The 13,408-nt window shown below is 63.8% G+C and carries 15 protein-coding genes; 5 read left to right on the top strand and 10 right to left on the bottom strand.

Annotation, left to right across the window (positions count from 1 at the left end; genetic code table 11):
- Positions 1-139: 139 nt before the first annotated feature.
- The 5 genes from ACP2YP_RS37645 to ACP2YP_RS37625 form a co-directional block, all read right to left on the bottom strand.
- Entirely contained in the window at positions 140-625 is a 486-nt protein-coding gene (locus tag ACP2YP_RS37645; RefSeq protein WP_426421338.1) for an ATP F0F1 synthase subunit B, read from the bottom strand.
- A gap of 5 nt (positions 626-630) precedes the next feature.
- Positions 631-1,194: a F0F1 ATP synthase subunit B' gene (locus ACP2YP_RS37640; RefSeq protein ID WP_426421337.1), complete on the bottom strand. Its 564-nt coding sequence runs from the start codon at positions 1,192-1,194 to the stop codon at positions 631-633.
- Positions 1,195-1,254: 60 nt separating this feature from the next.
- Positions 1,255-1,485 (bottom strand): F0F1 ATP synthase subunit C, encoded by a 231-nt coding sequence (locus ACP2YP_RS37635; protein WP_007599451.1) that lies wholly within the window; start codon positions 1,483-1,485, stop codon positions 1,255-1,257.
- A gap of 53 nt (positions 1,486-1,538) precedes the next feature.
- Positions 1,539-2,288 carry a F0F1 ATP synthase subunit A gene (locus ACP2YP_RS37630; RefSeq protein WP_426421336.1) on the bottom strand — a complete coding sequence of 250 codons (750 nt, stop codon included), beginning with the start codon at positions 2,286-2,288 and terminating at the stop codon, positions 1,539-1,541.
- A gap of 113 nt (positions 2,289-2,401) precedes the next feature.
- Positions 2,402-2,773: an AtpZ/AtpI family protein gene (locus ACP2YP_RS37625; RefSeq protein WP_426421335.1), complete on the bottom strand. Its 372-nt coding sequence runs from the start codon at positions 2,771-2,773 to the stop codon at positions 2,402-2,404.
- Between ACP2YP_RS37625 and ACP2YP_RS37620 the strand changes: the two genes are divergently transcribed.
- From ACP2YP_RS37620 to ACP2YP_RS37610, 3 genes are all read left to right on the top strand, one after another.
- Positions 2,654-3,046, top strand: a complete 393-nt coding sequence (locus ACP2YP_RS37620) for a hypothetical protein (protein ID WP_426426483.1) — start codon at positions 2,654-2,656, stop codon at positions 3,044-3,046. The two genes, ACP2YP_RS37625 and ACP2YP_RS37620, sit on opposite strands and share 120 nt — an antisense overlap.
- 112 nt (positions 3,047-3,158) lie before the next feature.
- On the top strand, positions 3,159-3,677 hold the full coding sequence (locus ACP2YP_RS37615) for a hypothetical protein (RefSeq protein ID WP_426421334.1): 519 nt from the start codon (positions 3,159-3,161) through the stop codon (positions 3,675-3,677).
- A gap of 165 nt (positions 3,678-3,842) precedes the next feature.
- Positions 3,843-4,274 carry a hypothetical protein gene (locus tag ACP2YP_RS37610; RefSeq protein ID WP_426421333.1) on the top strand — a complete coding sequence of 144 codons (432 nt, stop codon included), beginning with the start codon at positions 3,843-3,845 and terminating at the stop codon, positions 4,272-4,274.
- 30 nt (positions 4,275-4,304) lie between these two features.
- Here the strand turns inward: ACP2YP_RS37610 and ACP2YP_RS37605 are convergent, their stop codons facing one another.
- Together ACP2YP_RS37605 and pyrE are read right to left on the bottom strand one after the other, a co-directional pair.
- Positions 4,305-5,078, bottom strand: a complete 774-nt coding sequence (locus tag ACP2YP_RS37605) for a DUF2865 domain-containing protein (RefSeq protein WP_426426415.1) — start codon at positions 5,076-5,078, stop codon at positions 4,305-4,307.
- A gap of 156 nt (positions 5,079-5,234) precedes the next feature.
- Complete coding sequence (pyrE, locus tag ACP2YP_RS37600) at positions 5,235-5,798, bottom strand: orotate phosphoribosyltransferase (RefSeq protein WP_426421332.1); 564 nt, start codon at positions 5,796-5,798, stop codon at positions 5,235-5,237.
- Positions 5,799-5,971: 173 nt separating this feature from the next.
- Here pyrE and ACP2YP_RS37595 point away from each other — a divergent pair, with 173 nt between their 5' ends.
- Positions 5,972-6,598: a glutathione S-transferase family protein gene (locus tag ACP2YP_RS37595; RefSeq protein WP_426421331.1), complete on the top strand. Its 627-nt coding sequence runs from the start codon at positions 5,972-5,974 to the stop codon at positions 6,596-6,598.
- A 119-nt stretch (positions 6,599-6,717) separates the two neighbouring features.
- On the opposite strand, the gene ACP2YP_RS37590 is transcribed toward ACP2YP_RS37595, so the two are convergent.
- The 3 genes from ACP2YP_RS37590 to ACP2YP_RS37580 form a co-directional block, all read right to left on the bottom strand.
- The gene (locus tag ACP2YP_RS37590) at positions 6,718-7,353 is read right to left on the bottom strand and encodes a LysE family translocator (RefSeq protein ID WP_426421330.1); all 636 of its coding nucleotides are present in this window, start codon (positions 7,351-7,353) and stop codon (positions 6,718-6,720) included.
- Positions 7,354-7,447: 94 nt separating this feature from the next.
- Entirely contained in the window at positions 7,448-10,498 is a 3,051-nt protein-coding gene (gene polA, locus ACP2YP_RS37585; protein WP_426421329.1) for a DNA polymerase I, read from the bottom strand.
- 241 nt (positions 10,499-10,739) lie between these two features.
- Positions 10,740-11,807, bottom strand: coding sequence for an acyltransferase family protein (locus tag ACP2YP_RS37580; protein ID WP_426421328.1), 1,068 nt, complete (start codon positions 11,805-11,807; stop codon positions 10,740-10,742).
- A gap of 194 nt (positions 11,808-12,001) precedes the next feature.
- Between ACP2YP_RS37580 and ACP2YP_RS37575 the strand changes: the two genes are divergently transcribed.
- Positions 12,002-13,318, top strand: coding sequence for a UDP-glucose dehydrogenase family protein (locus ACP2YP_RS37575; protein WP_426421327.1), 1,317 nt, complete (start codon positions 12,002-12,004; stop codon positions 13,316-13,318).
- Positions 13,319-13,408 lie beyond the last annotated feature (90 nt).

Genomic DNA, 13,408 nt, shown 5'->3' with positions numbered 1-13,408 from the left:
AGGCAGCAGATGCATGGGTCCCGGCTCTGCGGCGCGTCATTTCATGCCGCACCGCGTCCGGGACACGAAAGTCATCCACCAGTCAACAAAAAAGCCGGCGCTCATCGCGCCGGCTTTTTGATTGGTGAGGCGTCTGCCCTCAGTTCAACTTCTGGCGAACCTCGGTGATGCCCTTGGCGAGCAGATCGTCGGCGACCTGGCCCTTGACCGACTGCGACAAGATCGTGGAGGCGGCTTGCACTGCGGCTTCCGCGGCTGCGGCGCGGACATCGGCCACCGCCTGGGCCTCGGCGAGCGCGATCTTGCTCTCCGCGGTCTTGGTGCGGCGGGCGACGAAATCTTCCATCTTCACCTTGGCCTCGGTCGCGATGCGCTCGGCTTCGGACTTGGCGTTGGCGATGATGTCGGCAGCCTCGCGTTCGGCCGTGGCACTGCGCGCCTTGTAGTCGGCAAGCACCTTGGCCGCTTCCTGCTTGAGACGCGTCGCGTCGTCGAGCTCGGCCTTGATGCGGTCGGCGCGATGGTCGAGCGCAGCCATCGCCTTCTTGAAGACCCCGAGATAGCCGAACAGGACCATCAGAATCACGAAGGCGACGGCGACCCAGGTTTCAGGATCGAAGAACATATCGACTAACCCTTCAAGGACGCGTCAACGGCGGCATTGACCGCTGCACCGTCCGGAACGACGCCGGTGAGCTGCTGCACAATGGTGCCTGCGGCATCGGCCGCGATACCGCGGACGTTGCTCATGGCGGTCGCACGCGTCGAGGCGATAGTCTTTTCCGCCTCGGCGAGCTTGGCCGCCAGTTGCTCTTCCAGCGCCTTGCGCTCGGCTTCCGCTTGCGCATTCGCCTTGTCGCGGGATTCGTTGCCGATCGCCTGCGCCCGCGAGCGTGCCGAAGCGAGCTCGCCTTCATAGGCCTTCAGCGCCGCGTCGGACTGGTCCTTCAGCTTCTGCGCCTCGGCGAGGTCACCCTCGATCTTGTTCTGACGCGCTTCGATCGCACCGCCGACCTTCGGCAGAGCGAGCTTGGACACGATCACGTAAAGAACGACGAAGAAGATCGCGAGCGACACCAGCTGTGAAGCAAAGGTGCTGCTCTCGAACGGCGGAAAGCCGCCACCGTGACCACCTTCGGTCTCGGTATGGGCGCCCGCCGCGGGACCTTTTGCGCCGCCATGACTCTCAGCCATGGAGATCTCCTGTTGCTGTCATGCGCGCCGCTTCGGTTGAAGCGGCGCGAAACGTCGTCCTCAGAGCGGAACGAACAGCAGCAGCAGCGCGATCAGCAGCGAGAAAATGCCGAGCGCCTCGGTCACGGCGAAGCCGAAGATCAGGTTGCCGAACTGGCCCTGAGCAGCCGACGGGTTGCGCACGGCTGCGGCGAGGTAGTTGCCGAAGATCACGCCGACGCCGACGCCCGCGCCGCCCATGCCGATGCATGCGATGCCCGCGCCGATAAGTTTTGCTGCTGCCGGATCCATTTTAGACTCCTTGGAAGAAAGATTGGGTTTTGGGTGGAAATTCCCCGGACCGCTTAGTGTCCCGGATGAATGGCGTCGTTGAGGTAGATGACGGTCAGGATCGCAAACACATAGGCTTGCAGGAACGCGACCAGGATCTCGAGAGCGTACAGCGCGACCGTGAGCGCCAGCGGCAGCACGCCGCCGACCCAGCCGAGGGCGCCGAGCGAGAAGCCGAGCATGGCGACGAAGCCCGCGAACACCTTCAGCGCGATGTGGCCAGCCAGCATGTTGGCGAACAGACGGACGCTGTGGGAGACCGGCCGCAGGAAGAACGACAGGATCTCGATGAACATCACCAGCGGCAGGATGTACATGGGAACGCCGTGGGGAACGAAGATCTTGAAGAACTTCAGGCCGTTCTTGGCGACGCCGTAAATCAGGACGGTGAAAAACACCAACAGCGCGAGCGCGGCCGTCACGATCAGATGGCTCGAGATCGTGAAGGTGTAGGGGATGATGCCGACCAGGTTCGAGACGCACAGGAACATGAACAGCGAGAAGATCAGCGGGAAGAATTTCATGCCTTCCGCGCCGGCGTTGCCGCGGATCGTGGCCGCAATGAACTCGTAGGAGATCTCGGCGACCGACTGGAGGCGCCCGGGAACCAGCTGCGTGCCGCTGGCAAGCATCAGGATCGAGATGATCGCCACCGCCACCAGCATGTAGAGCGATGAATTGGTGAAGGCGATCGTGTGATTGCCGATATGGCCGATCGTGAAGAGAGGCTCGATGTTGAACTGGTGGATCGGATCGATTTTCATCGGCGCGGCATCTCTTGGTCTGCCGGGCGATGCCGGCTGGTCTCGGTCTACCGGCCGGGCCGGCCCGCACCGGCGAAGCCGGCGCGAAAATTCCTCTCCTCTGTCGGATCAGCTTACGAACCATCGCGCCTTTGACCCGCGCCCGCCGTTCTCACCACATTCACCACGCCGGCCACGAAGCCCAGCAGCAGGAATACGATAAATCCGAAAGGCGACGTCGACAGCAAGCGGTCGAAACCCCAGCCAATCCCCGCTCCGACGACGACCCCGGCGACCAACTCAGAGGATAACCGAAAACCAAGCGCCATCGCCGAGGCTCTGGCCGCTCCGTCTCCACTGTCACCTGTGGGTTGCTCGGTCTTGACATGGCGGCCGCGAAGTTCGGACAACCGCTGATCAAGATTTCCGAGCCGTTCGGAAAGCGCAGCTTCCTCGGGCGATCTATCGCGATCTCCATTCTCGCCGTGTCCCGTGTCCTGAGCCATGCCACGAAGACCCGAAACGCTGCGGTTGAATGGAAATTGCGCCCGCCACCCTCAAAAGCCGCGCGGACCATACTGACCGCACATAATCAAGTCAAGCCAAGTCACGATCGCGTCGTGTTCGTTTATGTATCTGATTTAATTGATGATATTGCCTTTTACGCCAGCGCTGCACACAGCATGACGCCGCACCGCAGCAGCTCGCCGCGCGATCTGCCGATATGGCCGACATTTCGACGCGGCTGCCGGGATCAAACAGGCCGCCGTCATCGTTGATTTCGAAGATGCGGTTTTTGGCGGCGGATTCGAGCGAGCAAGCGGTGCGCCGTCGCCGCCCGGGTGTAGAATTCCGGGATGTGCCAGCTTTCGCGGCGTGGCGGAGAGCGCGATGAGACCGGCGAAATCATCCACAATACCATGGTGTGCTGCGGCGCTCGTTGCGGTGACGACGGTCAGCGGCACGTTGGTTGCCGCGCAATCCGCGCCCGACGGTGAAAACGGCCGCTACAGCATGACGCCGATCCCCGAGGGCGTGCTGCGGCTCGACACCCGCACCGGCACGGTGTCGACCTGCACCAGGAATGGCGCCGGCTGGGCCTGCTACGCCGTGCCCGACGAGCGCTCCGCGCTCGATGCCGAGATCGGCCGGCTCCAGGCCGAGGTCGAGACGCTGAAGGGGCAGCTCGCCGCCGGTCCGACCGTCTCCGGCAAGATCGACGAGGCGCTGCCGAAATCCGATTCCCTGAAGAAGGGCGAGTCTGAGGCCGCCGAAGGCGAACGCAAGCTCGAGATCCCGCTGCCAAGCGACCAGGACATGGACCGCATGATGTCCTTCCTGGAAAAGGCCTGGCGCCGGCTGATCGACATGGCCAACCGCGTGCAGAAGGACGTGTCGGGGAAGATTTGAGTGGCCCTCGTCGTCGTCCTGGCGGAAAGCTATGACGACTGTTCTCAACAACTCTTTCACCACCAGAACAAATTAAGAACACTTTAGCAAGTCTTTGATATATCATTGTGATTCGGCGCATTGCCGACACAATATCTAGGGTCTGACAGCCGTCGCGAGGACTACATGTCCACCATTGCCTTCGATCAATTTGCCCTCACCCGAATCGCTGATTTCGCGCGCTCGCTGTCGCGGCTGCACCAGGCGGCGCGGCGCTATGCCGTGGACGACGACCAGTTCGACCGCGAGTTCAACGCGGTGTGCCAGTCGATCTGGGGCTACACCATCGACGACATCAACGACGATCTGTTCGCACCTGAGGATCATCACTTCCTCGACACGCTGGACGAAGCGCATGCGCGCATCTTCGCGGCCGAGCAGGGCTATGACCTCGTCAGCGAGACGGGCATGCTGACCGACTGGTGGGGCTTTTGCTGGATGATCCTGGCCGAGAAACGCGGCCTGCTGACGCCGGACAATCGCGCCGCCGCGCGCGCGGCGATCGAGGAGAAATATCTGGCGGCGCCGAATGTGATCGGGGTGATCATCGGGAGGTGATGGTCTCGTGCCCCGGGACACGAGACTGAACTAATCCAATCCGGCCCGCTTCGCCGACTTCGCCGGCGTCTTCGGCACCGTCACATCCGGCAGCGTCTCGCGCACGATCTCGGCTGCCGGCGCATCTGCCGCCACCGTATCCGCGCGCACCGGAGCCACCTTCATTTCGCCGAGCCGGGCGCGGACCTGCGCGGTGAGGCCGGGATAGGAGGCGACCGGGGTGAACTCTGCGGTCTGCTCCATGCCGAGGCGGACGCCGGTATAGGCGACCAAGCCATCGGAGGTGGCGATGACGTCGCCGGCCTTCAGCGAACTGTCCAGCGTCAAATCGACCGGGGCGAGCCCGGCCGGCTCGCGGCCGTTGCAGGTGCAGTCCGCGCGCAGCGCCTTGCGGTAGGCGAATGCGTTCTCGCTGTCGGCGTAGCGCTCGCCGGTCTGCGAATAGGCGCCGTCGATCGAGGAGCCGAAGAAGACCTTCGTGGTGCTGGCAGGACAGAAGGCCTGACACATCTGCGCCGGCGAGGCGAGGCCGCGCATCAGCGGAAAATATTTGCCGTCACAGCTGCGTACGCAGAACGCCGGGCCGGAGCCTCCGGCCGCCGCCGAGCGGGTTGGCGGCACATATTGCGGTTGGGCAGCCGGGTTCTGCTGACTGGTGAAGGGGTCGGCGTAGGAATTCGACTGCGGCACGTCGCGCTGCGGGCGTTGCTGGGCTCCGCCGAAGAAGAAGTCGAACAGGCCTTCGGCCGAAGCGGGGGCCGGAGCTGCAAGCAGCGGTGCTGCAAGAATGGCGGCCACGAGCATCGCGCGACGCCGCCGGCGCGCATGGGTCACAATCGTACGCAACGCTTACTCCACCCGACGCTACTGAACCGGCCGGGACCATCAGGTCTCAGCAGATGGTTCACCATAAAGCGGGATGGTAAATGAGGGGTTGAGCAGGGGCGCTCCGCCGCCCCTCTAAGCCTTCAAAAATTCCGACGCCTTGTACAGCGAGCGGAACGGCAGGCCGGCCGCACCGAAGGTGTCGTCGGCGCCTTCCTCGCGGTCGACCATGGTCAGCACCAGCACCACTTCGGCGCCGGTCTCGCGCACGGATTCCACCGCCTTCATCGCCGAGCCGCCGGTGGTGGTGACGTCCTCGACGATCACGACGCGCTTGCCATCCAGCGTCTCGCCCTTCGGCAGGCCTTCGATCGCGAGCTTGGCGCCATGCTCTTTCGGCTTCTTGCGCACGAAGAAGGCCGCGATCGGATGGCCCTTGATCCACGAAATCTGCGCCAGCGCACCGGCCAGCGGCACCGCGCCCATCTCGAGCCCGCCGATGAAATCGAGATTGTCGTCCTTCAGCGTCTCGTAGGTCAGCTCGGCGAGCAGCGTCGCGCCCTCGGGGTCGAGCATGGTCGGCTTGAGGTTGAAATAGAAATCGCTCTTGCGGCCCGACGCGAGCGTCACCTCGCCGCGGCCGAAGGAGCGGCGGCGGATGATTTCGAACAGGCGGGCGCGGGAGGCTGATTTCGACACGGCGGTCCCTCGGGAGTGTTTTGAGAGGTGGCGGAATTTATCCGCGACCGCCGCGACATTCCAGAGGGAGTGTCCCCCGTCAATAGGGATCGGCCATCCCGGTCCGCCGGTTGTGGGGGCGCAACTTTCTGGAGTAGGTGGATGCCCGAGACCTCGGGGAAGGAAACAGGCAAATGACCATCGAGCTGCACACCTGGAACACGCCGAACGGCCGCAAAATCTCGGTCGCGCTGGAGGAAATGGGGCTGCCCTACAAGGTGGTCCCGGTGAACATCACCAAGGGCGAGCAGATGGCGCCCGGGTTCCTCAAGCTCTCCCCGAACAACAAGATCCCCGCGATCCTCGACGCCGAGGGGCCGGACGGCAAGCCCGTCAGCATCTTCGAGTCCGGCGCGATCCTGCTCTATCTCGGCGAAAAGACCGGCAAATTCCTGCCGAAGTCGCTTAGCGAGCGCATTCCCGTCTACGAATGGCTGATGTGGCAGATGGGCGGTTTCGGGCCGATGCCGGGCCAGGTGCACCATTTCATTGCGCTCGAGAACGAGCAGGACCGCGCCTATGGCCTGAAGCGTTACATGGCCGAGACCCGCCGGCTCTACGGCGTGCTGGACCGCCGCTTAGAGGCCCGCGACTTCGTCGCCGGCGATCTCTCGGTCGCCGATTTCGCCATTTTGGGCTGGGCCTGGCGCCACCTCCGCCACAAGGTCGATCTTGCCGATTTTCCCAACGTCAAGCGCTGGTACGACGCGCTGATGGTCCGCCCGGCGGTGAAGCGCGGCATGGACGCGAAGCTGGATTGATTTAACGGTGTCATCGTCCGCGTAAGCGGGCGATCCAGTATTCCAGAGCGGGCGGTGGTTAAGCCGAGAGGCCGCGGCGTACTGGATGCCCCGGTCAAGCCGGGGCATGACAGTGTGCCTCACACCTTCCGCGCTTCCACAGCCATCCGCACTGCAAGCCCGGCCAACACTGTACCCATCAGCCAGCGCTGCACCAGCATCCAGCTCGGCCGGCTCGCCAGGAACAGCGCGATCGATCCGGCTCCGAGCGCGATCATCGCATTGACGCTGACGCTGATCGCGATCTGGATCGCGCCCAGCACCACCGATTGCATCAGCACGCTGCCGGCCGCGGGATCGATGAACTGCGGCAGCAGCGCCAGATACAGCATCGCGATCTTCGGGTTGAGCAAATTCGTGACCAGCCCCATCGCAAACAATTTGCGCGGGCTGTCGATCGCGAGCTTCTTCACCTGGAACGGCGAGCGCCCGCCCGGCTTCACGGCCTGCCAGGCGAGCCACAGCATGTAGCCGGCACCGGCGAAGCGCAGCGCGTCATAGGCAAAGGGAATCGCGAGCAGCAGCGCCGTGATGCCGAACGCCGCGCACAGCATGTAGAACACGAAGCCTAGCGCCACGCCGCCGAGCGAGACGATGCCTGCCGCCGGCCCCTGCGTGATCGAGCGCGAGATCAGATAGATCATGTTCGGTCCGGGCGTGAGCACGAGACCGAGGCAGACGAGGGCGAAGCCGAGCAGGGCGGAGGTGTGGGGCATCAATGAACCGGTGCGGGAGATGCCCGGGTTCTAATATACGCGGCGCCGTGGGGCCATTACGCAATTGCACGGAGGACAATTGAGTGAGGCGAAATCAGTGCGCCTCGTCCCAATTATTCGCCGCCCGCGCATCCACATGCAGCGGCACCGACAGCAGCACGGCCGGGAACGGCGCATCCTGCATCACGTGCTGAACCACTGGGAGCGTCGCCTCGACCTCGGCGTCCGGCACCTCGAAGATCAATTCGTCATGCACCTGGAGCAGCATCTGCGCCGAGAGCTTCTTCTCGGCGAGCGCGTCTTCGACCCGCGTCATGGCGCGGCGGATGATGTCGGCGGCGGTGCCCTGGAGTCGCGCGTTGATCGCGGCGCGCTCGTTGAAGGCCCGCACCGAGGCGTTGGAGGCCTTGATATCAGGGTAGTGGCACTTGCGGCCGAACAGCGTGGTGACGTAGCCGTGGCTCCGGCAGAAATCCCGCGTCTCGTCCATGTAAGCGCGGATGCCGGGGAAGCGCTCAAAGTATTTCTTGATATAGGCCGACGCCTCTTCGCGGGCGATGCCGAGCTGGTTGGCGAGGCCGAACGCGGAAATGCCGTAGATGATGCCGAAATTGATCGCTTTCGCACGGCGGCGGATCTCGCTCGGCATGCCCTTGATCGGCACGCCGAACATTTCCGATGCGGTCATCGCGTGAATGTCGAGCCCATCGCGAAACGCCTGCTTTAGCACGGGAATGTCGGCGATCTCCGCCAGCAGCCGCAGCTCGATCTGCGAATAGTCGGCCGAGACAAGCTTGTGCCCTGATGTTGCGATGAAGGCGCGGCGAATCTTGCGGCCGTCCTCGGTGCGCACCGGGATGTTCTGCAAGTTCGGCTCGTTTGACGACAGCCGGCCCGTCGTGGTTGCGGCCAGCGCGTAGGTCGTATGCACGCGATGGGTCTGCGGATTGACGTAGGTCGGCAGCGCGTCGGTGTAGGTCGATTTCAGTTTCGAGACCTGGCGCCACTCCAGAATCTTTCGCGGAAAATCATGGCCCTGCTCAGCGAGCTCGTCGAGCACCTGTGCCGTAGTCGACCACGCGCCGGTCTTGGTCTTGGTGCCGCCCGGCAGTCCCATCTTGCCGAACAGGATGTCGCCGATCTGCTTGGGGCTGCCGACATTGACGGGTTCGCCGGCGATCTCCTGGATCTCGGCCTCGACGCGCGCCGCAGTCTGGGCAAAGTCGCCGGAGAGGCGCGACAAGACCTGGCGGTCGATCGAGATGCCGCGCCGTTCCATGCGCGCGAGCACCGACACCAGCGGACGCTCGAGCGTCTCGTAAACAGTGGTCATATGCTCGGCGACGAGGCGCGGCCTCAGCACGCGCCAGACACGCAAGGCCATGTCGGCACCTTCGGCCGACAGCGGCGCGGCCTTGTCGATAGGCACCTGGTCGAAGGTGATCTTGCCTTTCCCGCTGCCGAGCAGCTCGCTCTCCTTCAGCATGGCGTGGCCGAACCAGCGCTCGGACAGCGATTCCAGCCCGTGCGAGCCGCGTCCGGCATCGAGCACATAGGAGATCAGCTGCGCATCGTCGGTATTGCGCAGGGTGATGCCGTGCTGCGCCAACATCACGGCGGTAAATTTGACGTCGAAGCCGATCTTGAGAATGCCCGGTGATTCCAGCACCGGCCGCAGCGCCTCGATCGCCTCGGCATGCTTGATCTGGTCGGGCGAAAGACCGGCGTCGAACAGGCCGGCGCCACCGCCCGACTGCTTGTGCGCCAGCGGCACGTAGCAGGCCTCGTTCGGCGCCAGGGCCAGCGCGATGCCGCAGAAATCGGCCTGCATCGGATCAATCGAGTTTCCTCGGATCTCGATCGCAACGTGGCCGGCATCATGGATGCGCGCGATGAAGGCGTTGAGCTCTTTCAGTGACTTGATCGCCTGATATTTGCTGCGATCAACCGGCAGCTTGCGCAGTGCCTCTTCGCGCGCAGCGGCGAGCGAGACCGGCGCGCCTTTCGGACTCGCGGCCTTGTCTTCCTTGCTCGCAGATGTGTTGCGCTCGCCCGGCCGGGCTTGCGCCGGCGTGCCCGTCCCTGGCGCGGGTACGACGTCCGAGGGCGGCAGCGGCGAGAATACGCTGGCACCGCTCGCATAGCCGGGATCGGCGTCGACGCTGGCAAGGTCGATCTGCGAATAGTCGGCGACGCGACGCGTCAGCGTCGTGAACTCCATCGCCTTCAGGAAGGCGACCAGCTTGCGTGCATCGGGCTCGTGGACGGCGAGGTCGTCGAGCGGCACCTCCAGATCAACCTTGTCGTCGAGCAGCACGAGCTCGCGCGAGATCCGCGCCTTCTCGGCGTTCTCGATCAGCGCTTCGCGGCGCTTCGGCTGCTTGATCTCAGTGGCGCGGAACAGGAGTTGTTCAAGATCGCCGTATTCGACGATCAGCTGCGCCGCGGTCTTGATGCCGATGCCGGGGACACCAGGCACGTTGTCGGTGGAATCGCCGGCCAGCGCCTGCACCTCGACCACCTTCTCCGGCGGCACGCCGAACTTCTCGATCACCTCGGGGATGCCGATGCGGCGATCCTTCATGGTGTCGTACATCGTGATCTTGTCGTTCACAAGCTGCATCAGATCCTTGTCGGAGGACACGATGGTCGTGTGGGCGCCGCGGTCGCTGGCCTGCCGCGCGTAGGTCGCAATGAGATCGTCGGCCTCGAAGCCGCCCTGCTCCAGGCAGGGCAGGTCGAAGGCGCGCACGGCCTCGCGGATCAGCGCGAATTGCGGGATCAGATCATCCGGCGCAGGCGGCCGGTGCGCCTTGTATTCGGGATAGATCTTGTTGCGGAAAGTGACTTCCGACTTGTCGAAAATGATCGCCAGATGCGTCGGCCGGTTGTCCTCGGGCATGTCGCGGAGCAGCTTCCACAGCATGTTGCAGAAGCCGAGCACGGCATTGACCTGCAAGCCGTCGGACTTGCGGTTCAGCGGCGGCAGCGCGTGATAAGCGCGGAAGATGTAGCCGGAACCGTCGACCAGGAAGACATGGTCGCCTTTTCCAGCCGCCTTCGCCGCGACCGGTTTGGCAGCAGCTGTCGTAGCAGCGGGCTTGGTTTCGGCTTTGGCGGAGGTCTTCGGGGATGGCTTGGGCATGGCGGCAATGTATGAATTTTTGCGGGCTTTGACAGCCTTGGGAGGGGGATTTTTGGGCCGCTGGCGCCGCTATCCCCACTGTCATTCCCCGCGAAAGCGGGGAATCCAGTACGCCGCGGCTTCTCGGCTCAATCACTGGCGTCTCGGCGTACTGGGTCGCCCGGTCCCGGCTTCGCCGGGCTCTTCGGCGATGGGCCGGCGAAGCTTTAGCGAAGACGGCAAGCCGGGCGACGACAGCGAGCTACTCCGCCGCCTGCAACACCGGCCCGGCCTTCTTCGCCGCGATCCAGAAAGCATCCGGCCGCTCGAACAGGAAGTCGGCGTGGAGTCGCAACACGGCCTGCCAGATCGCCAGCGATCCCAGCACGCCGACGATGGTGACGATCAGCGACACCATGCCGATGTCGGAGATGATTCCGGTGTGCAGCAGCAGAGTCCGCGTTGCCGCCATCGGCAGGAAGAAGGCGAGATAGATCACGATTGAATGCGCGCCGCAGAAGCGCAAGAAGTTGCACCAATGCGCGCGCGCGAGCAGCGTGCCGATCGTGATGATGGCACAGGCACCGGCGAAGCCGAGCGCGAGCGACACGATTTTCCATTCGCTGGCGCCGAATGCGACGAGGCCGGCATTGACCAGCGCCCAACTCGCAAGCGCTGCGAGCGCCAGCGCGGGATGGCTGCGCGCGCGATCCGACAGCGCGAACACGTAAGGCGCGAACAGATAGCCCGAATAGAAGTAGACGAAGCGCGCACAGAACTCGTCGATTGCAGTCCAGCCGGTTGCGATGCGTGCGCTCTCCAGCGCGGCCGCCACGAGCCAGATCGCCGGTGCAGGGATGCGTCGTGTCAGTTTTGTGACCACGAAGAATATCGGCAGCAGGTAGATGAACCAGAGCGTGCCGAACGGCTCGATGAAGGATCCGAGATAGAGCAGGCCGACATCACGCCAACCGGTTTCGGCCGCGAAGGCAGGCGCCTTGAAGCCGAACTGGATTGTCACCCAGACGACATAAAAATAAGCGAAATGCACCACCTTGCGGTCGAGATAGGTTCGCCAGTCCCGATCGATCACCAGCGGCAGGAACAGGCCCGAAATCAAGAAGAAGTCCGGCATCCGGAACGGCTTTGCGAAGGCCACCAGGACATGCATGAAACCGGTCTCGCCGGCGGCGAGCTCGACCCCCAGCACCGAGTGCATCATCACGACCATGACGATGCAGATGCCCTTGGCATAGTCGACCCAGTCGACACGCGCGGCAGCCGGGCCTCTGGTGCCCTCGCTCGCGGCGATTGTGCCTGATGATGCCATGGTGTCTCGTTTCGAGGCGTGTTCCGCCCGGTCCTGTGCGGGCGTGGGGCAGTGTCGCGCTTTACGGTTTCCGACTTCTTTACCGGTACAAATCGCGTGCCGGTTTCTGAGCGCGGGCCCTTCCTTCCCGATGGGAAAATGCTAAACCGCCCCGGGATTGGGGTTTCGTTAACCAAGCCAAAACAGGGATTTTCATGCGCATCGCGATGATCGGAACGGGCTATGTGGGACTGGTGTCCGGAGCCTGCTTTGCGGATTTCGGTCACGACGTCACCTGCGTCGACAAGGACGAGAAGAAGATCGCTAGCCTGCATCGTGGCGAGATTCCGATCTACGAGCCTGGCCTCGACGAGCTGGTCGCGACCAATGTCAAGGCCAAGCGCCTGAGCTTCACCACCGACCTGTCGAAGCCGGTGGCGGATGCCGATGCTGTGTTCATCGCAGTCGGCACACCGTCGCGTCGCGGCGATGGCCATGCCGATCTCTCCTACGTCTACGCTGCCGCGAAAGAGATCGCGCATTCGCTGTCCGGCTTCACCGTCGTGGTGACGAAATCGACCGTGCCGGTCGGCACCGGTGACGAGGTCGAGCGCATCATCCGCGAGGCCAATCCCAAGGCGGACGTGGTGGTGGCCTCCAACCCCGAGTTCCTGCGCGAGGGTGCGGCGATCCGCGACTTCAAATTCCCCGATCGCGTCGTCGTCGGTACCTCCGACGAGCGCGGCCGCAAGGTGATGGGCGACGTCTACCGCCCGCTGTCGTTGAACCAGGCGCCGCTGATGTTCACCGCGCGCCGCACCGCCGAGATGATCAAATACGCTGCCAACGCGTTCCTCGCGACCAAAATCACCTTCATCAACGAGATTGCGGATCTCTCCGAAAAGGTCGGCGCCAACGTGCAGGAGGTCGCGCGCGGCATCGGGCTGGACAACCGCATCGGCACGAAATTCCTGCATGCCGGTCCGGGCTTCGGCGGCTCCTGCTTCCCGAAGGACACCAAGGCGCTGATCAAGATCGCGCAGGACTACGACGTGAGCTTGCGCATCGTCGAATCCGTGCTGGCGGTCAACGAGAACCGCAAGCGCGCGATGGCGCGGAAAGTGAGCCAGGCGCTCGGCGGCTCGCTGCGTGGCAAGACCATCGCCGTGCTCGGCCTCACCTTCAAGCCTGATACCGACGACATGCGCGACGCGCCGTCGATCCCGCTGGTCACCGGGCTCCTCGACATGGGCGCAAAGGTGAAGGCGTTCGATCCGGTCGGCATGGAGCAGGCCAAGAGCGAGCTTCCGAGCATCACTTACTCTGAGGATGCGTACTCCTGTGCTGAAGGCGCCGATGCGCTGGTCGTGGTCACCGAATGGGTGCAGTTCCGCGGCCTCGATCTCGACCGGCTGAAGAGCGTCATGGCGCAGCCCGTCGTCGTCGACCTCCGCAACATCTACAGTCCCGAAGACATGGTTGCCGCAGGCTTCACCTATGAGAGCATCGGCCGCCCGCCAGTCCAGGGCTGATAGCCCCGCTATTGTCTACTGAAACCGTCGTGGCCGGGCTTGTCCCGGCCATCCACGTCTTGTTCACTGCCGGGTGAAAGAACGTGGATG

The organism is Bradyrhizobium genosp. A (assembly GCF_049949275.1).
Lineage (GTDB): Bacteria > Pseudomonadota > Alphaproteobacteria > Rhizobiales > Xanthobacteraceae > Bradyrhizobium.
Note: the sequence above shows the minus strand (reverse complement) of the source record. Positions and strands in the feature narration are given on the sequence as shown.

What these genes read in the sequence shown, in the direction of transcription:
- ACP2YP_RS37645 (WP_426421338.1), bottom strand. Translation starts at nt 625, where the DNA reads ATGTTCTTCGATCCTGAAACCTGGGTCGCCGTCGCCTTCGTGATTCTG.
- ACP2YP_RS37640 (WP_426421337.1), bottom strand. Translation starts at nt 1,194, where the DNA reads ATGGCTGAGAGTCATGGCGGCGCAAAAGGTCCCGCGGCGGGCGCCCAT.
- ACP2YP_RS37635 (WP_007599451.1), bottom strand. Translation starts at nt 1,485, where the DNA reads ATGGATCCGGCAGCAGCAAAACTTATCGGCGCGGGCATCGCATGCATC.
- ACP2YP_RS37630 (WP_426421336.1), bottom strand. Translation starts at nt 2,288, where the DNA reads ATGAAAATCGATCCGATCCACCAGTTCAACATCGAGCCTCTCTTCACG.
- ACP2YP_RS37620 (WP_426426483.1), top strand. Translation starts at nt 2,654, where the DNA reads ATGGCGGCCGCGAAGTTCGGACAACCGCTGATCAAGATTTCCGAGCCG.
- ACP2YP_RS37625 (WP_426421335.1), bottom strand. Translation starts at nt 2,773, where the DNA reads ATGGCTCAGGACACGGGACACGGCGAGAATGGAGATCGCGATAGATCG.
- ACP2YP_RS37615 (WP_426421334.1), top strand. Translation starts at nt 3,159, where the DNA reads ATGAGACCGGCGAAATCATCCACAATACCATGGTGTGCTGCGGCGCTC.
- ACP2YP_RS37610 (WP_426421333.1), top strand. Translation starts at nt 3,843, where the DNA reads ATGTCCACCATTGCCTTCGATCAATTTGCCCTCACCCGAATCGCTGAT.
- ACP2YP_RS37605 (WP_426426415.1), bottom strand. Translation starts at nt 5,078, where the DNA reads ATGCTCGTGGCCGCCATTCTTGCAGCACCGCTGCTTGCAGCTCCGGCC.
- ACP2YP_RS37595 (WP_426421331.1), top strand. Translation starts at nt 5,972, where the DNA reads ATGACCATCGAGCTGCACACCTGGAACACGCCGAACGGCCGCAAAATC.
- ACP2YP_RS37590 (WP_426421330.1), bottom strand. Translation starts at nt 7,353, where the DNA reads ATGCCCCACACCTCCGCCCTGCTCGGCTTCGCCCTCGTCTGCCTCGGT.
- polA (WP_426421329.1), bottom strand. Translation starts at nt 10,498, where the DNA reads ATGCCCAAGCCATCCCCGAAGACCTCCGCCAAAGCCGAAACCAAGCCC.
- ACP2YP_RS37580 (WP_426421328.1), bottom strand. Translation starts at nt 11,807, where the DNA reads ATGGCATCATCAGGCACAATCGCCGCGAGCGAGGGCACCAGAGGCCCG.
- ACP2YP_RS37575 (WP_426421327.1), top strand. Translation starts at nt 12,002, where the DNA reads ATGCGCATCGCGATGATCGGAACGGGCTATGTGGGACTGGTGTCCGGA.